The organism is Pedobacter sp. TM02 (assembly GCF_059705275.1).
Map to the genome: position 1 here is coordinate 569791 of NZ_AP046530.1, position 16506 is coordinate 586296.

The following is a 16506-nucleotide window of genomic DNA, read 5'->3' on the forward strand; positions in this document are numbered from 1 at the left end:
TTATGAGCAAAAACAATATCGACCTCGGCGTACAAAAAGATGTAGAAGTGTATGGAGCCCGAGTGCATAACCTTAAAAATATCGATGTTAGTTTTCCTCGTAATCAGCTCGTTGTCATCACGGGCCTTAGTGGCAGCGGAAAATCGTCGTTGGCTTTTGACACTATTTATGCCGAAGGCCAGCGTCGCTATATGGAAACTTTTAGTGCCTATTCGCGCCAGTTTATGGGCGGCATGGAACGTCCGGATGTAGACAAAGTTTCAGGGCTAAGTCCGGTAATTGCCATCGAACAAAAAACAACGAGCAAGAACCCGCGCTCAACCGTAGGTACCATTACCGAAATCTACGACTTTATGCGTTTGCTTTACGCCCGTGTGGCCGATGCCTTTTCGTACAATACCGGCGAAAAAATGGAGCGTATGAGCGAAGACCAGATCTTGCGCAATATCTATAAGAAATTTGAAGGCATTGCCGTCAATATCCTGGCTCCGGTAGTAAAAGGCCGTAAAGGCCATTACCGCGAACTGTTTGAGCAGATCCGCAAGCAAGGCTATGTAAAGGTGCGCATTGATGGCGAAATCCAAGACCTGACGCCCAAAATGCAGGTCGATCGCTATAAAATACACGATATCGAAATTGTGGTTGACCGCTTGATCATCGATGAAAAAGACCATAAACGCCTGTTGGACAGCATCCAAACTGCCATGCGCCTAGGCAAGGGAATTATCAAAATCAGCGATAAGGAAAACAATGTGGCGCATTTCAGCCGTTTTTTGATGTGCCCAACCACCGGTATTTCTTACGATGAACCCCAACCAAACAGCTTTTCGTTCAACTCGCCTTATGGTGCTTGCGAACGTTGCGATGGCTTGGGCTATATTTTTGTGGTCGACAAGGAATCGGTAATGCCCAACATGAAGCTGAGCATTGTTAACGGCGGTTTGGCACCTTTGGGCGAATACCGCGACGTATGGATGTTCCAGGTGTTGAAAGCCTTGGCCAAAAAATACAGCTTCTCGCTATCAACGCCGCTAGAAAAGTTGGGCGATGAAAACATCGACATCATCTTAAACGGTACGCACGAATTGTTGAGCGTTGCCGTCGAATACAATAAATGGAACGTGCAGAACTACCAGATTACGTTCGATGGGATTATCAAATTGCTGGAAGAACAACAGGAGCGCAGGGGCGAAGAAGCCGATGATATGGATAGCTTCCGCAAGCTGAAAACTTGTCCTGAGTGTAATGGCGCTCGTTTAAAGAAAGAAAGCCTGCACTTTAAGGTAGATGGCAAGAATATTTTCGAGCTGGCCGAAATGGATATCTTGACGCTAAAAGGCTGGTTCGAAAATGTAGAAGACCGGCTGAACGAAAGACAAAATACCATTGCGAAGGAAATTTTGAAGGAAATCAGGTCGAGGATTGGTTTTTTGACCGATGTGGGCCTGAATTATCTTTCGCTTGACCGTACAGCCCGTACGTTATCGGGCGGTGAAGCGCAACGCATCCGCTTGGCTACCCAAATCGGGTCGCAGCTGATGAACGTGATGTATATTTTGGATGAGCCAAGCATAGGTTTGCACCAACGCGACAACGAACGCCTGATCAATGCCTTGAAAAACCTGCGCGATTTGGGCAATACCGTTTTGGTGGTTGAACACGATAAGGACATGATTTTAGAAGCCGACCATGTGATAGATATCGGTCCGGCAGCAGGCGTACGTGGCGGCGAAGTAGTGGCCGAAGGAACTCCTGCGCAAATTTTAAAATCGAATACCCTAACCGCGGCCTACCTCAATGGCAAAAAAGGCATAGCTGTGCCTAAAAAACGCCGCAAAGGCAACGGGCATAAACTTTCAATCATTAAAGCCACAGGTCACAATCTAAAAGAGGTTTCTGTCGATTTCCCTTTGGGCAAGTTTATTGCCGTAACGGGCGTATCGGGCAGTGGCAAATCAAGCCTGATTACCGAAACCCTCTATCCGATATTGAACCATCATTTTTTCAGGGCCAAGAAAACGCCTTTGCCCTACGAAAAAATCAATGGCCTTAAAGAAATTGACAAAGTAATCGAGATCGACCAAGCACCCATCGGGCGTACACCCAGGTCTAACCCGTCTACTTACACCGGCGTTTTCTCTGATATCCGGAATCTGTTTGTACAGCTGCCAGAGGCGAAAATCAGGGGCTACAAGCCGGGCCGTTTCTCTTTTAACGTAAAAGGCGGCCGTTGCGAAACCTGTCAGGGTGCCGGCATGAAGGTTATTGAAATGAATTTCTTGCCTGATGTGGCCGTTCCTTGTGAGGAATGTGGCGGACGCAGGTACAACCGCGAAACCTTAGAGGTCCGTTATAAGAGCAAATCCATTAGCGATGTGCTGGATATGAGCATTGAAGAAGCTTGCGCTTTCTTTGAGCATATGCCAGCCATTTACCGTAAAATCAAAACGCTAAACGATGTTGGCTTGGGCTATATCCGTTTGGGACAGGCCTCTACCACTTTATCGGGTGGCGAGGCGCAACGGGTTAAGCTGGCCACCGAGCTATCTAAAAAAGATACCGGCAAAACATTTTATATCCTCGACGAACCTACAACCGGATTGCATTTTGAAGACATCAACGTGTTATTGGGCGTGCTGAACGAGCTGGTAGAAAAAGGAAATACGGTGTTGGTTATCGAACACAACCTAGATGTCGTAAAAGTAGCAGATTGGGTAATCGATTTGGGAGAAGAAGGTGGCGCTGGTGGTGGACGCATTATTTTTGAAGGAACGCCAGAGGGATTGATCCAAAGCCCGATTAGCCTGACCGGAAAATTCCTGAAAAAAGAAATGGAAGACTAAAAAAACATAAGCGAAGTTTTTAAAGCTTCGCCTATGTTTTTAGCTGATTGGTTGATTAGTTCATTGGCTCATGGGTAAACTGCCAACCGCCAACTGAAAACGGCCAACTTTATTTCCCCTCTTTCAGCCCTAAGCCTTTCAAATAGCCATCGTTGGTGTTGCAATACTCGAATTTGCACTTTTCTAGCAATTGGTTCAGGGCATTTTCAATGATTGTTCTGTCTGCGGGAGCATATTTTCTCAAGTCGGCAAAGCTGTATTTGGGCTGGTCGGCGTATTTAACTACCAAATCCCAGTTTTCGGGTGTGGGGAAAGTAACGATGCCGCTTTTGTTGTTCATCTTTTTGTAAGGCCAGAAATGCCAGCTGATGTCCAGTTTTTCCATCAGGGTTCTGAATTCCAAAATCCATTTGTCGTTGTTTTCGCCGGTTTCGCCAACATAAATCGGCACGTTATACTTATGACTAAAATCTACATATTCCTGCACTACATCTTGCGTGGTGGCCGTCCAGTATTTATGAAAAGTATAAACCAGCTTGTTGTCGAAGGGTTGGCCAAAAATCTTAAAATTCGAATCCCATTGGGCACCGCCTAAAAAGATAAGGTGGTTTTGATCAACCTTCCTTACCGCTGCGGTTACTCTTTTGTAGAAAGGCTCCAGGTATGGATTTAGTTTTTTGGTGTCGAAGTAATGAGCAATAGGTTCGTTCAGCAAGTCATAGCCGATTACGGTGGGCTCGTTTTTGTAATGATTGGCAATTTTGGTCCAAATATCAACGGTTAACTGCTGACTGGCTTCGTTTTCGAACAAGAAAGGATAGCCGTCGCCATCGTCAATGTTATCGCCAGTTTGGCCGCCAGGCGCGCAGTGCATGTCTAAAATTACAGGCAGATTTTCGGCTTTGCACCAGTTGATTACCCTGTCCATCAATTCGAAACCACGATTGGGATCGTTGCTGCCCAGATAGCTTTCGGCAGTGAACATTTTGTAATGAAAAGGGATGCGGATAGAGTTCATGCCCGAGCTTTTCAGGTAATGGATATCGGCCTGGGTCACATAATTGTCGAGGTATTTTTTCCAAAAAGCTGCCGTTTTGTCGGGGCCGATCAGTTCGGTGAAAACCTGATTGATCATCCGGGGCGAAGTAGCATCCTTGAACTTGAACATGTAACCTTCGGGGATGAGCCAATTGCCCAGGTTGGTGCCTTTGAGCACAATGGGTTGGCCTTTGGGGTCGATGATGCTTTTGCCTTTCACATCGAAAAATTTGGGGCTTTGAGCGGCTACGAAAAACGGGGTAACGGCTAAGATTAAAATTTTTAAGTACTTCATCTAAAAAATGGGATAAATTATTCCTAAAATAGCTAAAGCATAGTATTTTATCGCGTTCCCATTGTCACAATTTTGGTAAGATAGTGTATGAAGTACACAAAAAAGCCACCTGCTTGGAGCAAGTGGCTTGTAAAGGATGAATGGTTTTCTAGTTTAATTGTTGGCTTTTGTTAAAGTTTTGGCTGTCTCGGGTGTTTTTTTGCACCGCAATAGCGCCAAAAAGGGCCAGGATAAAGGATATGCCGTAGAAACCCTTTTCGCTAGGCAGCAGTTCCGCATTCCACAAGCCAATAATCAGCAAGGTAATCGTTAAAATGGTGCAGAACCAGCTGATGCCATAGTAGATTTCGGTAACCGGGATACCTTCCAGTTTGTCGCGTACCGCTTTTTGCAGCGAAATGACGGCAAACAGGCCGAACATCAATACCGCAAAGTAATAACCTTTTTCGTTTAACAGCATATCGGAGCGCCAAAGCCCAACGATAAAGCCAATCATGCCAATTCCAAGTGCGATCCATGCGGCTGCTATGAATGCGTTCGATGGTTTTTGATTCATCTGTTTTTAATTTGGTTAGCGATTCAATTATCGATATAGAGACGCCGGTGGGAGAGGAATGTTACATTTTCTTTGTTAAACCGATAGCCTATTCGCCATTGATTAGCGCTTTTAACTCTGGACTAAAATTGCTAACTTAAGGTCAATGAAAAATCTCCTGTCTGCTGCCCAAATGCGCGAAGCCGATGCCTATACCATCAGGCAGCAAGGCATTCCTTCGGTCGATTTAATGGAACGTGCTGCCAAAGCCTTTGTACAGGTATTTGTGCGGGAGGTGCCAGAAAAGGATACCTCGATAGCCGTTATTTGCGGGACTGGCAACAACGGAGGCGATGGTTTGGCCATAGCGCGCCTGCTGGTCCATGAGGGCTACGGCGGTTGCGAAGTTTTTTTGGCCAGCTTTTCGGCTAAGCAGAGCGATGACTATTTGATAAACCTGTCCCGATTACGAGAAACCAAAATTGCAGTGACACAATTGGACAAAGTAGACTTGCTTGGCCAATCGAAAGCCACGGTCATTGTAGATGCCATTTTAGGTTCGGGATTGAATAAACCTCTAACCGGCGATTTTTTGGCTCTGGCAACTTTGGTCAACCAGTTAAATCGCAAGGTAATTGCTGTCGACGTACCTACAGGCTTCTATGCCGAAGGCCAACTTAGCCATTACAATGGTATCAAAGCCGAACTGGTTATTGCTTTTCAACAACCCAAACTCAATTTTTTCTTCCCCGAATCGGTACACGCATTGGCACGGTTTGAGGTCGCCGATATTGGGTTGGACCAAGGTTTTATAGCAAGGCAATCAAGCCGATGGAAGTTAACCGAACAAGCCGATATCGCAGGGTTGCTTGTGCCTCGGCGAAACTTTAGCCACAAGGGAACCTATGGGCATGCATTATTGCTAGCAGGTAACGAAACTACCATGGGGGCGGCCCTGTTGGCGGCCGGGGCCAGTTTGCATAGCGGTGCAGGCTTAACCACGGTATGCTTGCCCCCAAGCGGATTAATAGCCTTGAACGCAGCCTTGCCGGAAGTGATGGCTTTGCCAAGAACCATCGATTTAAGTATCGATGTGTTTGATCAATTTGAGGCCATTGCCATTGGGCCTGGCTTGGGAACTGAGACGGAAAACGAACGGCTTTTAGAGCAGGTCATTGGTTTAAAGCGCCCTTTGGTGATTGATGCAGATGCCTTGAATCTATTGGCTAAAAGACAAGACATACTGGCCGAATTGGCACCGGGGAGTATCTTAACGCCACATTTGAAAGAATTTGACCGTTTGTTTGGCCAGCATGAAAATTGGTGGAGCAGGGTAGCTACGGCAAGCGAGGAAGCCCAGCAACGAAAAATCGTCATCGTGCTGAAGAACCAATACACTTTTGTTTGCTTACCCGACGGCGAAATCCATATCAATCCAACCGGCAATCCGGCAATGGCTTCTGGGGGCATGGGCGATGTGCTGACCGGCATCTTGACCGCATTATTGGCGCAGGGTTATACAGCTGCCGATGCGGCTGTGCTGGGTGTTTACCTGCATGGAGCAGCGGGCGATCAACTGGCTAAAAAAAGAGCAACCATTAGCGCTTCGCAATTGACTTTGCAAATTCCAAAAACGATTAAGCAAATTTTAAATAGAGATTAGATAGAGGTTTCGCCCATTACCACCATTTTCTCCATGGTCGGATTTTGGCTGCCGCCCATCGGTTCGATGGTTACTGCGAAAGCTTGTGCCTTGGCAATGGTTTCCATTTGTTTTACCGCTTCTTTGGCAGTGTCGTCAGGACCAAATACCCCTAAGCTTACCGGTTTGCCATCAACCAAAGCCCACAATTGGTATTCATGTGCATTGTCGGTTTTAGGCAATTGCATCGCGGCATAATTGATCAATATGCTTTTGTTGGTTTTATTCCAATAAACCTGCATATTAGCCTCTGGCGAATCTTTTACCCCACGCAGTTTTACGGTTGCCCATTCCGTGGTTTCGGTCATGTCTATGCGGTTTTTCATGCCCGCTTTATCAAATTCTAATTTCGAAACAGTTGCGGCATAGCTGTCTTTTGTAGCATTTAGGCTTGCAATTTGATCGTGAGCCATGTTTAATTGGCTATATAGCGAAAATAAAGCAACGGTGCTTATTACCAAAAGAGCAATACAGGCTACCAATGCAATTCGTAAGGTCTTTACCCTTTTATCGGGATAGTTAGGTTGCAAAGGAATGATTTTGGGCTCGTTTGCAGGGGTAGTAGAAGTTTGGGCCTGTTCGAGGTTGCCAAGTATTTTGGCTTCTAATGTTGCCGATGGCGTAACCGCATTGGTTAAAGCATAGTTTTCCAATGCCAGCTCGATAGCCGATAGCTCTTCTTTTATTTCGGGATGTTTTTGAGCCATCTCTTCCACCTCTCTACATTCCTGTTCAGTTAACTGACCCAAAACGTAGAGTTCAAGAATGCCCGATTCGATATATGCGTTTACATCTTCCACTTCCACCTCAATTAAAATTTTTCCTCAACTCTAAAATAGCCATTCTGACCCGCGTCTTAACGGTTCCTAAAGGCAAATTTAATTCTTCGGCTGCTTCAACATGCGTGTAGCCACCAAAGTAAACAAGGTCTAATACCTGTTTAAACTCTGGCTTAAGCTGCGTAACCAGGTCTTTTAGGCCTAGCAAATCAGCATTAAAGCTAACCTTTTTTTGTTCGTCAATGAAATCTACGTTATTTTCGAGGTCTTGGTTTTTGGCCGAATTCCTAAAATCTTTCGAACGTAGTTTGTCAATTGACAGGTTGCGGGCAACATTCATCATCCAGGTGAACAAACGTCCTTTTGAGGGATCGTAGCCTTCTGCTGAGTTCCATATTTTAACGAAAGTTTCCTGTAATAGATCTTCGGCCAGTTCAATAGGTTGAACAATGCGCGAAATTACACCAAGCAAGGCTCCAGAATACATGCTGTACAAGGCCTTAATAGCAATTGTATCACGCCTTTTAAGGGCGCTTACCAATTCTTCTTCAGAAAGTGTTATTTTTTTAGTGGTTGCCAATGGTGCTAATATACAGAATACTATAAACAAGATGCTAAGAAAAATGTTTGCACTTGGATATTTTTTTAAAAATCAAACAAGTGCTTTTCTGCATGATAGGAGGAACGTACCAAAGGGCCGCTCTCCACATATTTTAAGCCTTTGGCCAAACCAATTTCCTTGTACTTGGCAAATTGGTCGGGATGGATCCAATCTACTACCGGATGATGTGCTCGGGTTGGCTGCAGGTATTGGCCCAAAGTAAGAATGTGTACGCCGTTTGCTACCAGATCGTCCATGGCTTCTAAAATATCCTCTTCGGTTTCGCCAAGGCCAAGCATGATTCCGGTTTTGGTTCGAAGACCAAATTCAGAAATACGTTTCAGGGCCTCTAAGCTTCTGTCGTACTTGGCTTGGATGCGTACCTGTCTGGTTAGGCGCCTTACGGTTTCCATGTTGTGCGATACAACTTCGGGTCTTTCTTCCAATACCCGGTAAAGGTTATCCCATTGGCCCTTAAAATCGGGAATCAAGGTTTCTAAAGTGGTTTCCGGACTTTCACGTCTGATGGCCTGTAGCGTTTCGGCCCAAATGATCGAACCACCATCTTTAAGATCATCTCGGTCAACCGAGGTAATTACGCAATGTTTTACCTGCATCAGCTTTACCGAATTGGCTACACGGGCTGGTTCGTCGGTATCAACTGCTAAAGGACGGCCTGTGGCCACCGCACAAAAAGAACAAGAGCGTGTACAAATGTTGCCCAGGATCATAAAAGTTGCCGTGCCGGCACCCCAGCATTCGCCCATGTTGGGGCAATTGCCACTCTCGCAAATGGTATGCAGCTTATGCGTATCGACTAAACTGCGCACTTGTGCATATTCTTTGCCAACGGGTAATTTTACCCTTAACCAGTCGGGTTTGCGGGGGGCTTGGGTTACAGCCGGAACTACAGGAAGTTCAATCATAGTACAAAGTTAAGCAATAGGATTGACAAGTTGGAAAACCGAAATGTTTGAATGTTGTAAATATATAAGGATTGCTGAGAATGGCTATCTTGTTTTAATTGTTGGCTATAGCCTGGTATGCCGAATGGTAGTATTGATGAATTGGTTAAGCCGCAAGCTTCAGCCCATGGGCTACAGGCTGTCAACCGTCGGCTTCCAATCGAATACCACCTGCCGTTTGTTTTCCTCAAAGCCTAACCGTTTATAAAATTCATGGCTTGCTAATCGTACTACGTTGCACCTTACCCTCATTTTCTCTACTTCAAATGCCTGGCTCCAAGTTTTGACTGCCTTGATCAGTTTTTTGCCTATTTGCTGTCCCCTGAAACCTGCTTCTACCACCAAGCCTAAGATTTCAACAAAAGCCGGGCTTTCTAAGGTAAGTTGGTAAGTGCCATGGATCCAGCCTACGATTTGGTCGTCGGCAATTGCTATAAAAATGCTGTCGGTTTTGCTGCTGATTAAATTTTGCAGGCGCTGGGCAAAGGCCACTGGTTCGTTGGCGTAGCCCAATTGGGCAGTTAATCGGCAAAGCTGTTGGGCTTGGATTTCGTTTATTGCGACGAGCTGTTGGATGCTGATTTTCACTGTATTGCTGTTTTTGGAGTAAAAGATTGAAAAATCGTGATGGTTGCCTCAAAATCTGCTCATTATCGTTCAAATTTAAATTTATAAAGCTTAAATTTGTGCACTAACCAAAGAAAATGTCTGTTTGGCCTTTGTGGCTGATGGAAATCTGTCTATGTTCTAGCGTAGTCATCCTGTTGTTGAACGCAAATTGATTTAATTAGACTAACATGACTGTTAAGTGATTGTTTGGCACCGATTGTGCTAAGTAACTTACAGATTTTATTTGGTTGTAAAATGAGCAGAAAAAGAAAGACGGTTGCTGAAACCGACACAGATGTGATTCTGATTGGTGCTGGCATTATGAGCGCCACACTGGGGATGTTGTTAAAAGAACTGGAACCAAGCCTAAGCATTGAAATTTATGAACGCTTGGATATTGCGGCCGCCGAAAGTTCGGATGCCTGGAACAATGCAGGTACAGGGCACTCGGCGTTTTGCGAGCTGAATTATACACCCCAAAAGCCTGATGGTTCGGTGGATACCAAAAAAGCGGTTCAGATTGCCGAATCTTTTGAGGTTTCCAAACAGTTTTGGACCTACCTGGTTGAGCAGAACATTCTTTCTGATCCGCATACCTTTATTAGAAATATTCCGCACCTGAGCTTTGTTTGGGGCGAAGAAAATATCAAATTCCTGAAAACCCGTTACGAGGAACTGCGCAAATGCAACCTGTTCGAGGAGATGGAATACACCGAAAACCCAGCTACCTTAAAAGAATGGGTACCATTGATTATGGAGGGCCGCGACAGCAACGAAAAAGTAGCGGCTACTAAAATGGATCTGGGTACCGATGTGAACTTTGGGTCATTAACGCGCGAAATGTTCAGCTACTTGGGCAAACAAGAAAATGTAAGCTTGTTTTTCGATCATGAAATCCGCGAATTGGACAAAACGGCCAGTGGTGCCTGGGAGGTGAAGGTTAAAGACCTTGACAATGGCAAAAGACGTAAACGTCTAGCCAAATTCGTATTTATTGGCGCTGGTGGAGGCTCGTTGCCATTGCTTGAAAAATCCGATATCCCCGAAGGAAAAGGTTTTGGCGGTTTTCCGGTAAGCGGACAATGGCTAAAATGCACCAACGAAGAGGTGATTGCGCGCCATCATGCCAAAGTTTATGGCAAGGCTGCGGTTGGTGCGCCGCCAATGTCGGTGCCGCATTTGGATACCCGCATGATTAATGGCAAACAAGCCCTCCTTTTTGGACCTTATGCAGGTTTCTCGACCAAATTTTTAAAGCATGGGTCGTTTTTGGACCTGCCTTTATCGATCAAGTTCAACAATATCCGCCCGATGATCGCTGCGGGACTGCACAACCTAGACCTGACCAAATACCTCATCGAGCAGGTGCGCCAATCGCCTGAAGACAGGATGGTGGCTTTAAGAGAATATTTGCCCAATGCCGACATGAAGGATTGGGAGCTGGAAACAGCTGGACAGCGTGTACAGGTCATCAAAAAAGATGAAAAAGAAGGCGGTATTTTAGAGTTTGGTACCGAAGTGGTAAGTGCTGCCGATGGTTCGATCGCCGCTTTGCTGGGCGCTTCTCCTGGTGCTTCAACCGCGGTTTCTATCATGCTCGATTTATTGGGGCGCTGTTTCAAAAAAGAAATGCAGAGTGCCAAATGGTTGTCTAAAATCAAACAGATTATTCCGACCTACGGACAGAAACTGGCCGAAAATGAAGCGCTTTGCCACGAAACAAGGCAACATACTGCCGCAACACTGAAGCTTAACAGCTTGGTTGAAGGCTAATAGGGTAGAGGGCTTGGAAGGCAAAAGCGTCATTAAATGGATTTAGCTTGTGAAGTTTTGAAAACTTCGCAAGTGTTAAATCATCGTTTCTACAATTTCTGCAACAGAAATGTCGCTATGCGAAGAATCCAAGATACATTCGCCGTCTTTGATCAGTAAAGCCTGTGGCGATTCGTGGTGAACCTGAAAAGTTTCGGCAATAAGCGCAGAAATATCCCTGTGGCTAATCAGGTCTAAAAAATAAAGCGGGGTGTTTTCGGGTATGGCGCTCCAATCGAATTCAAAATTCCTTTTGGCCATCAAACTGATTGAACAACGGGTACTGTGCTTAAAAATTACACTGTAGCCTTTTGCGAGTTTAATGTCGTTGATTTGTGCTGGATCACTCAGGTTTATCCATTGCATTTTGCTATTATCTCCTTCTTTTTCCTTCTGGATAAGAGCTATAGGCAGGGCAAAGACGAGAAGAGCAGGATTCTAATATGGCAATTGCGCAGAACAAGAATAATAGAAGAATAGCTACTTTTTTCATCGACTTTTTATTTAAAGAATTTCCTGATTAAAGCTCTAAATTACAAATTTTTGTGAATAACAAGCAAGCGAATTAAATTGTTGCCGCAAAGTGCGCCATTTTTAATGCGGTGATGGCCGCTTCATCGCCTTTATTGCCATGTTTGCCTCCAGCCCTGTCTAGGGCCTGTTGCTCGTCGTTGGTGGTTAATACGCCAAAAATAACCGGTTTGCTGTGCTTAATGCCTACATTGGTAATGCCATTGGCAACGGCTTCGCAAATGAAGTCGAAATGTTTCGTGTCGCCCTGAATTACGCAACCCAAACAGATTACCGCGTGAAGTCCAACTTGTTGGGTCAACAGAATTTCTGCTGCTGCGGTGAGTTCAAAACTGCCCGGTACAGGTGCCGAGATAATGTTTTCTTCTTTTACGCCATGTTTAAGCAGCGTATCGTAAGCGCCTTGGTAAAGCGCACCGGTAATTTTAGCATTCCATTCTGCGACTACGATTGCAATTTTAAAACCAGATCCATCAGGGATGGTAGTATGCGAAAAATCCGATAGGTTTTTGAGGTGTGTTGCCATGCTACAAAGATAGGATTATGCTTGTAATGTTGTAAGGCCGAAAAGTTGTAATGTTGTAAAGTTTTGATGTTAACCACAGCAGTTGGTTTTTTCAAACCATTGAGATAGACTTAGATTGCCCAATGCGTTTAAGGTGGTCAACTATTAATAATTGAATTTGAGCAATTGGGTATGTTTTCTCTTTGCCGTTGTTTTTTAACCATTAAGATAAAATTAGGCAGATTGCAACTAAATTACCTAAGGTGTCTTAGGCGGTCAACATACATAATTGGAGTAGTTTAAAATCTATCCAGCCATCGAGTCATTAAGTTGAAAGTTGCCTGGTGTACTGAAATAGTTACGAAGGCAAACGCCATAAAAAAAGAGAATGTCTTTTGAACATTCTCTTTTTAAGCCGAATTAACGGAAATTATTTTGCTTGAGCTTCAGCACGAGCGATATATTCATCGATCATGGCTGCTTCTTGGCTGTCGGGGAATTGAGACTTGATTTTGTTGTAAGCTTCTGCAGCGCCTTTAAAGTCTTTCAGCTGCTCGTTTACCAATCCTAATTTTTTAAGGAACATCGGCGAAGTGAATTTGTTTGCCGATTTATCAGCCGCTTTTTTGTAGTAAGTAGCCGCTTGTTTAAAATCCTTCAGTTCGCTGTACGCATCGCCCAAAAGGCCTAATGCCAATGGGTCGGCAACCGGACTTCCAGTAGCTGTGTATTTGCCCAATGCCTCAGTCGCTTTTTTGTATTCGCCTTTACGCAGATAAATACCGCCTAAATAAAGATTAGCCAAATTAGCCGATTTGGTGTTTTCGTATTCTGCAGCGATTTTTTCCAAACCTGGATAACCACCTTCGCCATTAATGGCAATGTTAGCCAACGAATCAACGCCTACATATTGCTCAGCTTTGAACATCTCGCCAGCTGCTTTTTCTGCCCTGTTTTTAAGGTAAACACCTTGATACCAAAAATAAATACCAATTAAAACTACGATAGCTCCGGCAATAAAGGCCAAGCTTTTGGTGTTTTCTTGTATAAAAGAACCCTTTTTCACAGGCTGGTTAGTTTCTTTCTCTGTTGTAGACATTTTATTTTAAAAAATTAAGGATTGCAAAAATACATTTTTCAATGGAAGTATCAACCCCTTTTTTAACTATTTAGTAAAGAGCCTGTTTAAAACTTAGCTGCCAATTTGTTCAGGCTTCCTTTTGGCTGTGGCTTCGTTGCGTTTTTCTGGGTTGGTAACGTTGCTTTCTCCTCAAAAACAAGCTTCATTATGCCCAAAAATAAATGCTGGACATTTTCGTGCCATAAATTTTAAACAGACCCTCAACTTTAGTCAATTAGCACCGCTAAAAAAAGTAACTTTGGCGTTATCATATGTGGCTTAAAAATATTACTCTGCTCAATTTTAAAAACTATGCGGCTGCCGAGCTTAGTTTTTCTAAAACCGTAAATGCCTTTGTGGGCAACAACGGGGCCGGAAAAACCAATCTGCTCGATGCGGTGCATTACCTCTGCCTGTGCAAAAGCTATTTTAATCCCATAGACAGCCAGCAGATCAAAACTGATGAAGAACTTTTTTTGGTGCAGGGCGATTTTGACCGCAAAGACAAGAACGAAAAGATTACCTGTGGCCTTAAACGCAACCAGAAAAAGCAGTTTAAGCGCAACAAAAAAGAATACGACAAACTGGCCAACCATATCGGGCTTTTTCCCTTGGTCATGATTTCGCCTTACGATATCAACCTGGTGATGGATGGCAGCGAAGAGCGGAGAAGGTTTATAGACAATGTAATTTCGCAAACCGATGCCGATTACCTCGATGAGCTGATCGTTTACAACAAACACCTGCTCAACCGCAATGCCTTGCTAAAGCAGGTGGCGGCCACCCGCAAGCTCGATATTGCCCTGCTCGAAATATTGAACGAGCAATTGGTGCAGTCGGGTACCAAGATCTTCGAAAAGCGCAAGCAGTTTCTCGCCGATTTTATCCCACTGTTTAACCAGCACTACAGCTACCTTAGCGGCGATGCCGAACAGGTGTCGCTAATTTATCAGTCGCAACTGAACGAGCAGGATTTTGAACAGCTATTGGCCCAGTCGATAGAAAAGGATCGTTTACTTGAGCGAACCACTACCGGTATCCATAAAGACGAGCTTTTGTTTGCCATCAGGGATATGCCGCTGAAAAAATTTGGATCACAAGGACAGCAGAAATCCTTCCTCATTGCCTTAAAACTGGCGCAGTACAGCTACCTGCAAAAATCGAAAGGCTTTAAGCCCTTGTTGCTGCTGGATGATATTTTCGACAAGCTCGACGATTTAAGGGTGCATAAGCTCATGGAAATGGTTTCGCACCACGATTTTGGCCAGCTCTTTATTACCGACACCAGCAAAGAAAGAGTAAATTCTATTTTTAATGCCATTCATGTTAACGTAACTTTGTTCGAAGTAGCCAACGGAACAATCAGCCATGCGTAAACCCAACGATATTACCCTCAAGGAAGCCCTCACCAAGATGCTTTCGGTTTACCGTTTGCGTGGCAAATACGACGAAACCGGCGTGGTGGCGCATTGGCCCGAGCTGATGGGCACTGCGGTAGCCAATAGAACGACCCAGATTTATGTGAGCCAAAGAAAGCTGTTTGTTCGCATCGAATCGTCGGTAATTAAAAACGAACTGCTCCTGGTGCGCACCGGCATTATCCAAAAACTGAACGAACGCGCCGGAGCGGAGGTCATTACCGAAATCGTTTTTTTATAGCACAAAAAAATCCCGAAGTCTCCAACGGGATTTAAGGCTTAGTCTTTATTGCCGAATATCTTGGAAATTAACCAGATGATCAAGGCTAATACAACGACGACTACAATGATGCCGGTCCAAACGCCAGCTTTGAATATGCCTTCTACAAGTTCGCAGCTGCTTAATGTTGTGCAGGCGAGTGCAATAAAGGCCAATGGAATGTATTTGTTCATGGCGAGCTGATTTTTTTATACAACAGCACAAGCCAAAAATAGTTTCCTATTGTTCGATTTTAATCAGTTCCACTTCAAAAATCAGGGCACTGAAAGGAGGGATGCCACCCGTTGCCCTTGAGCCATAAGCCAGATTTTGCGGAATAAAGAAACGGAATTTCGAACCTTCGGGCATCAGTTGCAAGCCTTCGGTCCAACCAGAAATGACTTGGTTAAGGCCAAATGTAGCAGGCTCTCCACGGTCGTAAGAACTGTCGAATTGTGTTCCGTTGAGCAAGGTGCCTTTGTAGTGAACGGTAACCCGGTCGGTAGCTTTAGGCTTGTTGCCGGTTCCCTGCGTAATTACTTCGTACTGCAGGCCGCTGGCAGTGGTGTGAACACCGGCTTTGGCTTTGTTGTTGGCAAAAAAAGCTTTGCCTTCGTTAATGTTAGCGCCGTATTTTTCTTTTCCGGCTTCTTCAAAAAACCTCACTACGGCCTGTTGGCATTGCTCTTGGGTAAGCGATGGATTGGCACTGGCAAAAACATCTTTAAGCCCTTTGCTAAACAGCTCATAGTTGAGGCTGCTTACGCCCCCCGACTTGAAGTTGTTGGCTACATTGAGGCCCAGGGCATAACTGGCCGAATCGGTATTGGTTTTAAAAACGGGTTTGGCAATGGGCTTGACAGCAGCCGAAGGCTTTTTGGCCGGTGCAGCTTTCCCTTTGGTTTGGGCATTGGCGCTCAATCCAACTGTTGCGACTAGAGCGGCTATAAATATTTTCTTCATTAATTAGTTTTAAAAGCCGAAAGATACAAAATAAAAATACCTACAAAAAAAATACGTCACCCAGAACTTATGTCCAGGTGACGTATCCCTAAAATTTCCTTTTGCTTAGAAACGCTCTGCAGCGGTGAAGAAGAAATCGCCTTCGATTTGTGCGTTCTCGTCCGAATCAGAACCGTGAACAGCATTAGCATCGATAGATTTGGCATATTTCTGACGGATGGTTCCTTCGGCAGCTTCGGCAGGGTTGGTAGCGCCAATCAGGTTTCTGAAATCTTCAATCGCATTGTCTTTTTCCAAGATCGCCGCAACAATAGGGCCCGACGACATGAAGCTTACCAAGTCGTTGTAGAAAGGACGCGCTTTGTGCACGGCATAAAACTCGCCAGCTGATTCTGGAGTCAATTGGGTGTATTTCAAGGCAATGATCTTAAATCCTGCATTGGTAATATCGTTAATGATTGCGCCGATATGCCCGTTTGCAACTGCATCAGGCTTAATCATTGTAAATGTTCTATTTGTAGCCATTTTTAT

17 protein-coding genes are annotated in these 16506 nt (G+C 44.7%); 5 read left to right on the forward strand and 12 right to left on the reverse strand.

Annotated features, from left to right (window positions below):
- The first annotated feature begins 2 nt into the window (after positions 1-2).
- The gene (gene uvrA, locus AC6H1S_RS02500; RefSeq protein ID WP_497565006.1) at positions 3-2843 is read left to right on the forward strand and encodes an excinuclease ABC subunit UvrA; all 2841 of its coding nucleotides are present in this window, start codon (positions 3-5) and stop codon (positions 2841-2843) included.
- Positions 2844-2952: 109 nt separating this feature from the next.
- Here the strand turns inward: uvrA and AC6H1S_RS02505 are convergent, their stop codons facing one another.
- Positions 2953-4176 carry a glycoside hydrolase family 5 protein gene (locus AC6H1S_RS02505; protein ID WP_497565007.1) on the reverse strand — a complete coding sequence of 408 codons (1224 nt, stop codon included), beginning with the start codon at positions 4174-4176 and terminating at the stop codon, positions 2953-2955.
- A gap of 148 nt (positions 4177-4324) precedes the next feature.
- Positions 4325-4732, reverse strand: coding sequence for an inner membrane protein YiaA (gene yiaA / locus AC6H1S_RS02510; protein ID WP_199138822.1), 408 nt, complete (start codon positions 4730-4732; stop codon positions 4325-4327).
- 145 nt (positions 4733-4877) lie between these two features.
- On the opposite strand from yiaA, the gene AC6H1S_RS02515 reads away from it, so the two are divergent.
- Positions 4878-6374, forward strand: a complete 1497-nt coding sequence (locus AC6H1S_RS02515) for an NAD(P)H-hydrate dehydratase (protein WP_497565008.1) — start codon at positions 4878-4880, stop codon at positions 6372-6374.
- Here AC6H1S_RS02515 and AC6H1S_RS02520 read toward each other — a convergent pair.
- From AC6H1S_RS02520 to AC6H1S_RS02535, 4 genes are all read right to left on the reverse strand, one after another.
- A complete protein-coding gene (locus AC6H1S_RS02520; RefSeq protein WP_497565009.1) occupies positions 6371-7213 on the reverse strand; it encodes an anti-sigma factor in 843 nt (280 codons plus the stop codon). The two genes, AC6H1S_RS02515 and AC6H1S_RS02520, sit on opposite strands and share 4 nt — an antisense overlap.
- Before the next feature lie 7 nt (positions 7214-7220).
- Positions 7221-7772: an RNA polymerase sigma factor gene (locus AC6H1S_RS02525; protein WP_497566014.1), complete on the reverse strand. Its 552-nt coding sequence runs from the start codon at positions 7770-7772 to the stop codon at positions 7221-7223.
- 65 nt (positions 7773-7837) lie between these two features.
- Entirely contained in the window at positions 7838-8719 is an 882-nt protein-coding gene (lipA, locus tag AC6H1S_RS02530) for a lipoyl synthase (protein WP_199136699.1), read from the reverse strand.
- A 171-nt stretch (positions 8720-8890) separates the two neighbouring features.
- Complete coding sequence (locus AC6H1S_RS02535; protein ID WP_497565010.1) at positions 8891-9346, reverse strand: GNAT family N-acetyltransferase; 456 nt, start codon at positions 9344-9346, stop codon at positions 8891-8893.
- A 276-nt stretch (positions 9347-9622) separates the two neighbouring features.
- On the opposite strand from AC6H1S_RS02535, the gene AC6H1S_RS02540 reads away from it, so the two are divergent.
- Positions 9623-11140 carry a malate:quinone oxidoreductase gene (locus tag AC6H1S_RS02540; protein ID WP_497565011.1) on the forward strand — a complete coding sequence of 506 codons (1518 nt, stop codon included), beginning with the start codon at positions 9623-9625 and terminating at the stop codon, positions 11138-11140.
- A gap of 75 nt (positions 11141-11215) precedes the next feature.
- Here AC6H1S_RS02540 and ytxJ read toward each other — a convergent pair whose 3' ends face one another.
- The 3 genes from ytxJ to AC6H1S_RS02555 form a co-directional block, all read right to left on the reverse strand.
- On the reverse strand, positions 11216-11545 hold the full coding sequence (gene ytxJ, locus AC6H1S_RS02545; protein WP_497565012.1) for a bacillithiol system redox-active protein YtxJ: 330 nt from the start codon (positions 11543-11545) through the stop codon (positions 11216-11218).
- 199 nt (positions 11546-11744) lie between these two features.
- A complete protein-coding gene (ribH, locus tag AC6H1S_RS02550; RefSeq protein ID WP_199136707.1) occupies positions 11745-12236 on the reverse strand; it encodes a 6,7-dimethyl-8-ribityllumazine synthase in 492 nt (163 codons plus the stop codon).
- A 409-nt stretch (positions 12237-12645) separates the two neighbouring features.
- Positions 12646-13314 carry a tetratricopeptide repeat protein gene (locus tag AC6H1S_RS02555; protein WP_199136709.1) on the reverse strand — a complete coding sequence of 223 codons (669 nt, stop codon included), beginning with the start codon at positions 13312-13314 and terminating at the stop codon, positions 12646-12648.
- Between the two features lie 293 nt (positions 13315-13607).
- On the opposite strand from AC6H1S_RS02555, the gene recF reads away from it, so the two are divergent.
- Both recF and AC6H1S_RS02565 read left to right on the forward strand, forming a co-directional pair.
- Positions 13608-14711, forward strand: coding sequence for a DNA replication/repair protein RecF (recF, locus tag AC6H1S_RS02560; protein ID WP_199136711.1), 1104 nt, complete (start codon positions 13608-13610; stop codon positions 14709-14711).
- Complete coding sequence (locus tag AC6H1S_RS02565) at positions 14704-14994, forward strand: DciA family protein (RefSeq protein ID WP_199136713.1); 291 nt, start codon at positions 14704-14706, stop codon at positions 14992-14994. Before recF ends, AC6H1S_RS02565 begins: the two co-directional genes overlap by 8 nt.
- A 38-nt stretch (positions 14995-15032) precedes the next feature.
- Here AC6H1S_RS02565 and AC6H1S_RS02570 read toward each other — a convergent pair whose 3' ends face one another.
- From AC6H1S_RS02570 to AC6H1S_RS02580, 3 genes are all read right to left on the reverse strand, one after another.
- Positions 15033-15206, reverse strand: coding sequence for a hypothetical protein (locus AC6H1S_RS02570; RefSeq protein ID WP_199136715.1), 174 nt, complete (start codon positions 15204-15206; stop codon positions 15033-15035).
- A gap of 46 nt (positions 15207-15252) precedes the next feature.
- A complete protein-coding gene (gene bamJ / locus AC6H1S_RS02575) occupies positions 15253-15975 on the reverse strand; it encodes a BamJ family beta-barrel-assembly machinery protein (protein ID WP_497565013.1) in 723 nt (240 codons plus the stop codon).
- Positions 15976-16080: 105 nt separating this feature from the next.
- Complete coding sequence (locus AC6H1S_RS02580; protein WP_199136719.1) at positions 16081-16500, reverse strand: nucleoside-diphosphate kinase; 420 nt, start codon at positions 16498-16500, stop codon at positions 16081-16083.
- Positions 16501-16506: the final 6 nt, after the last annotated feature.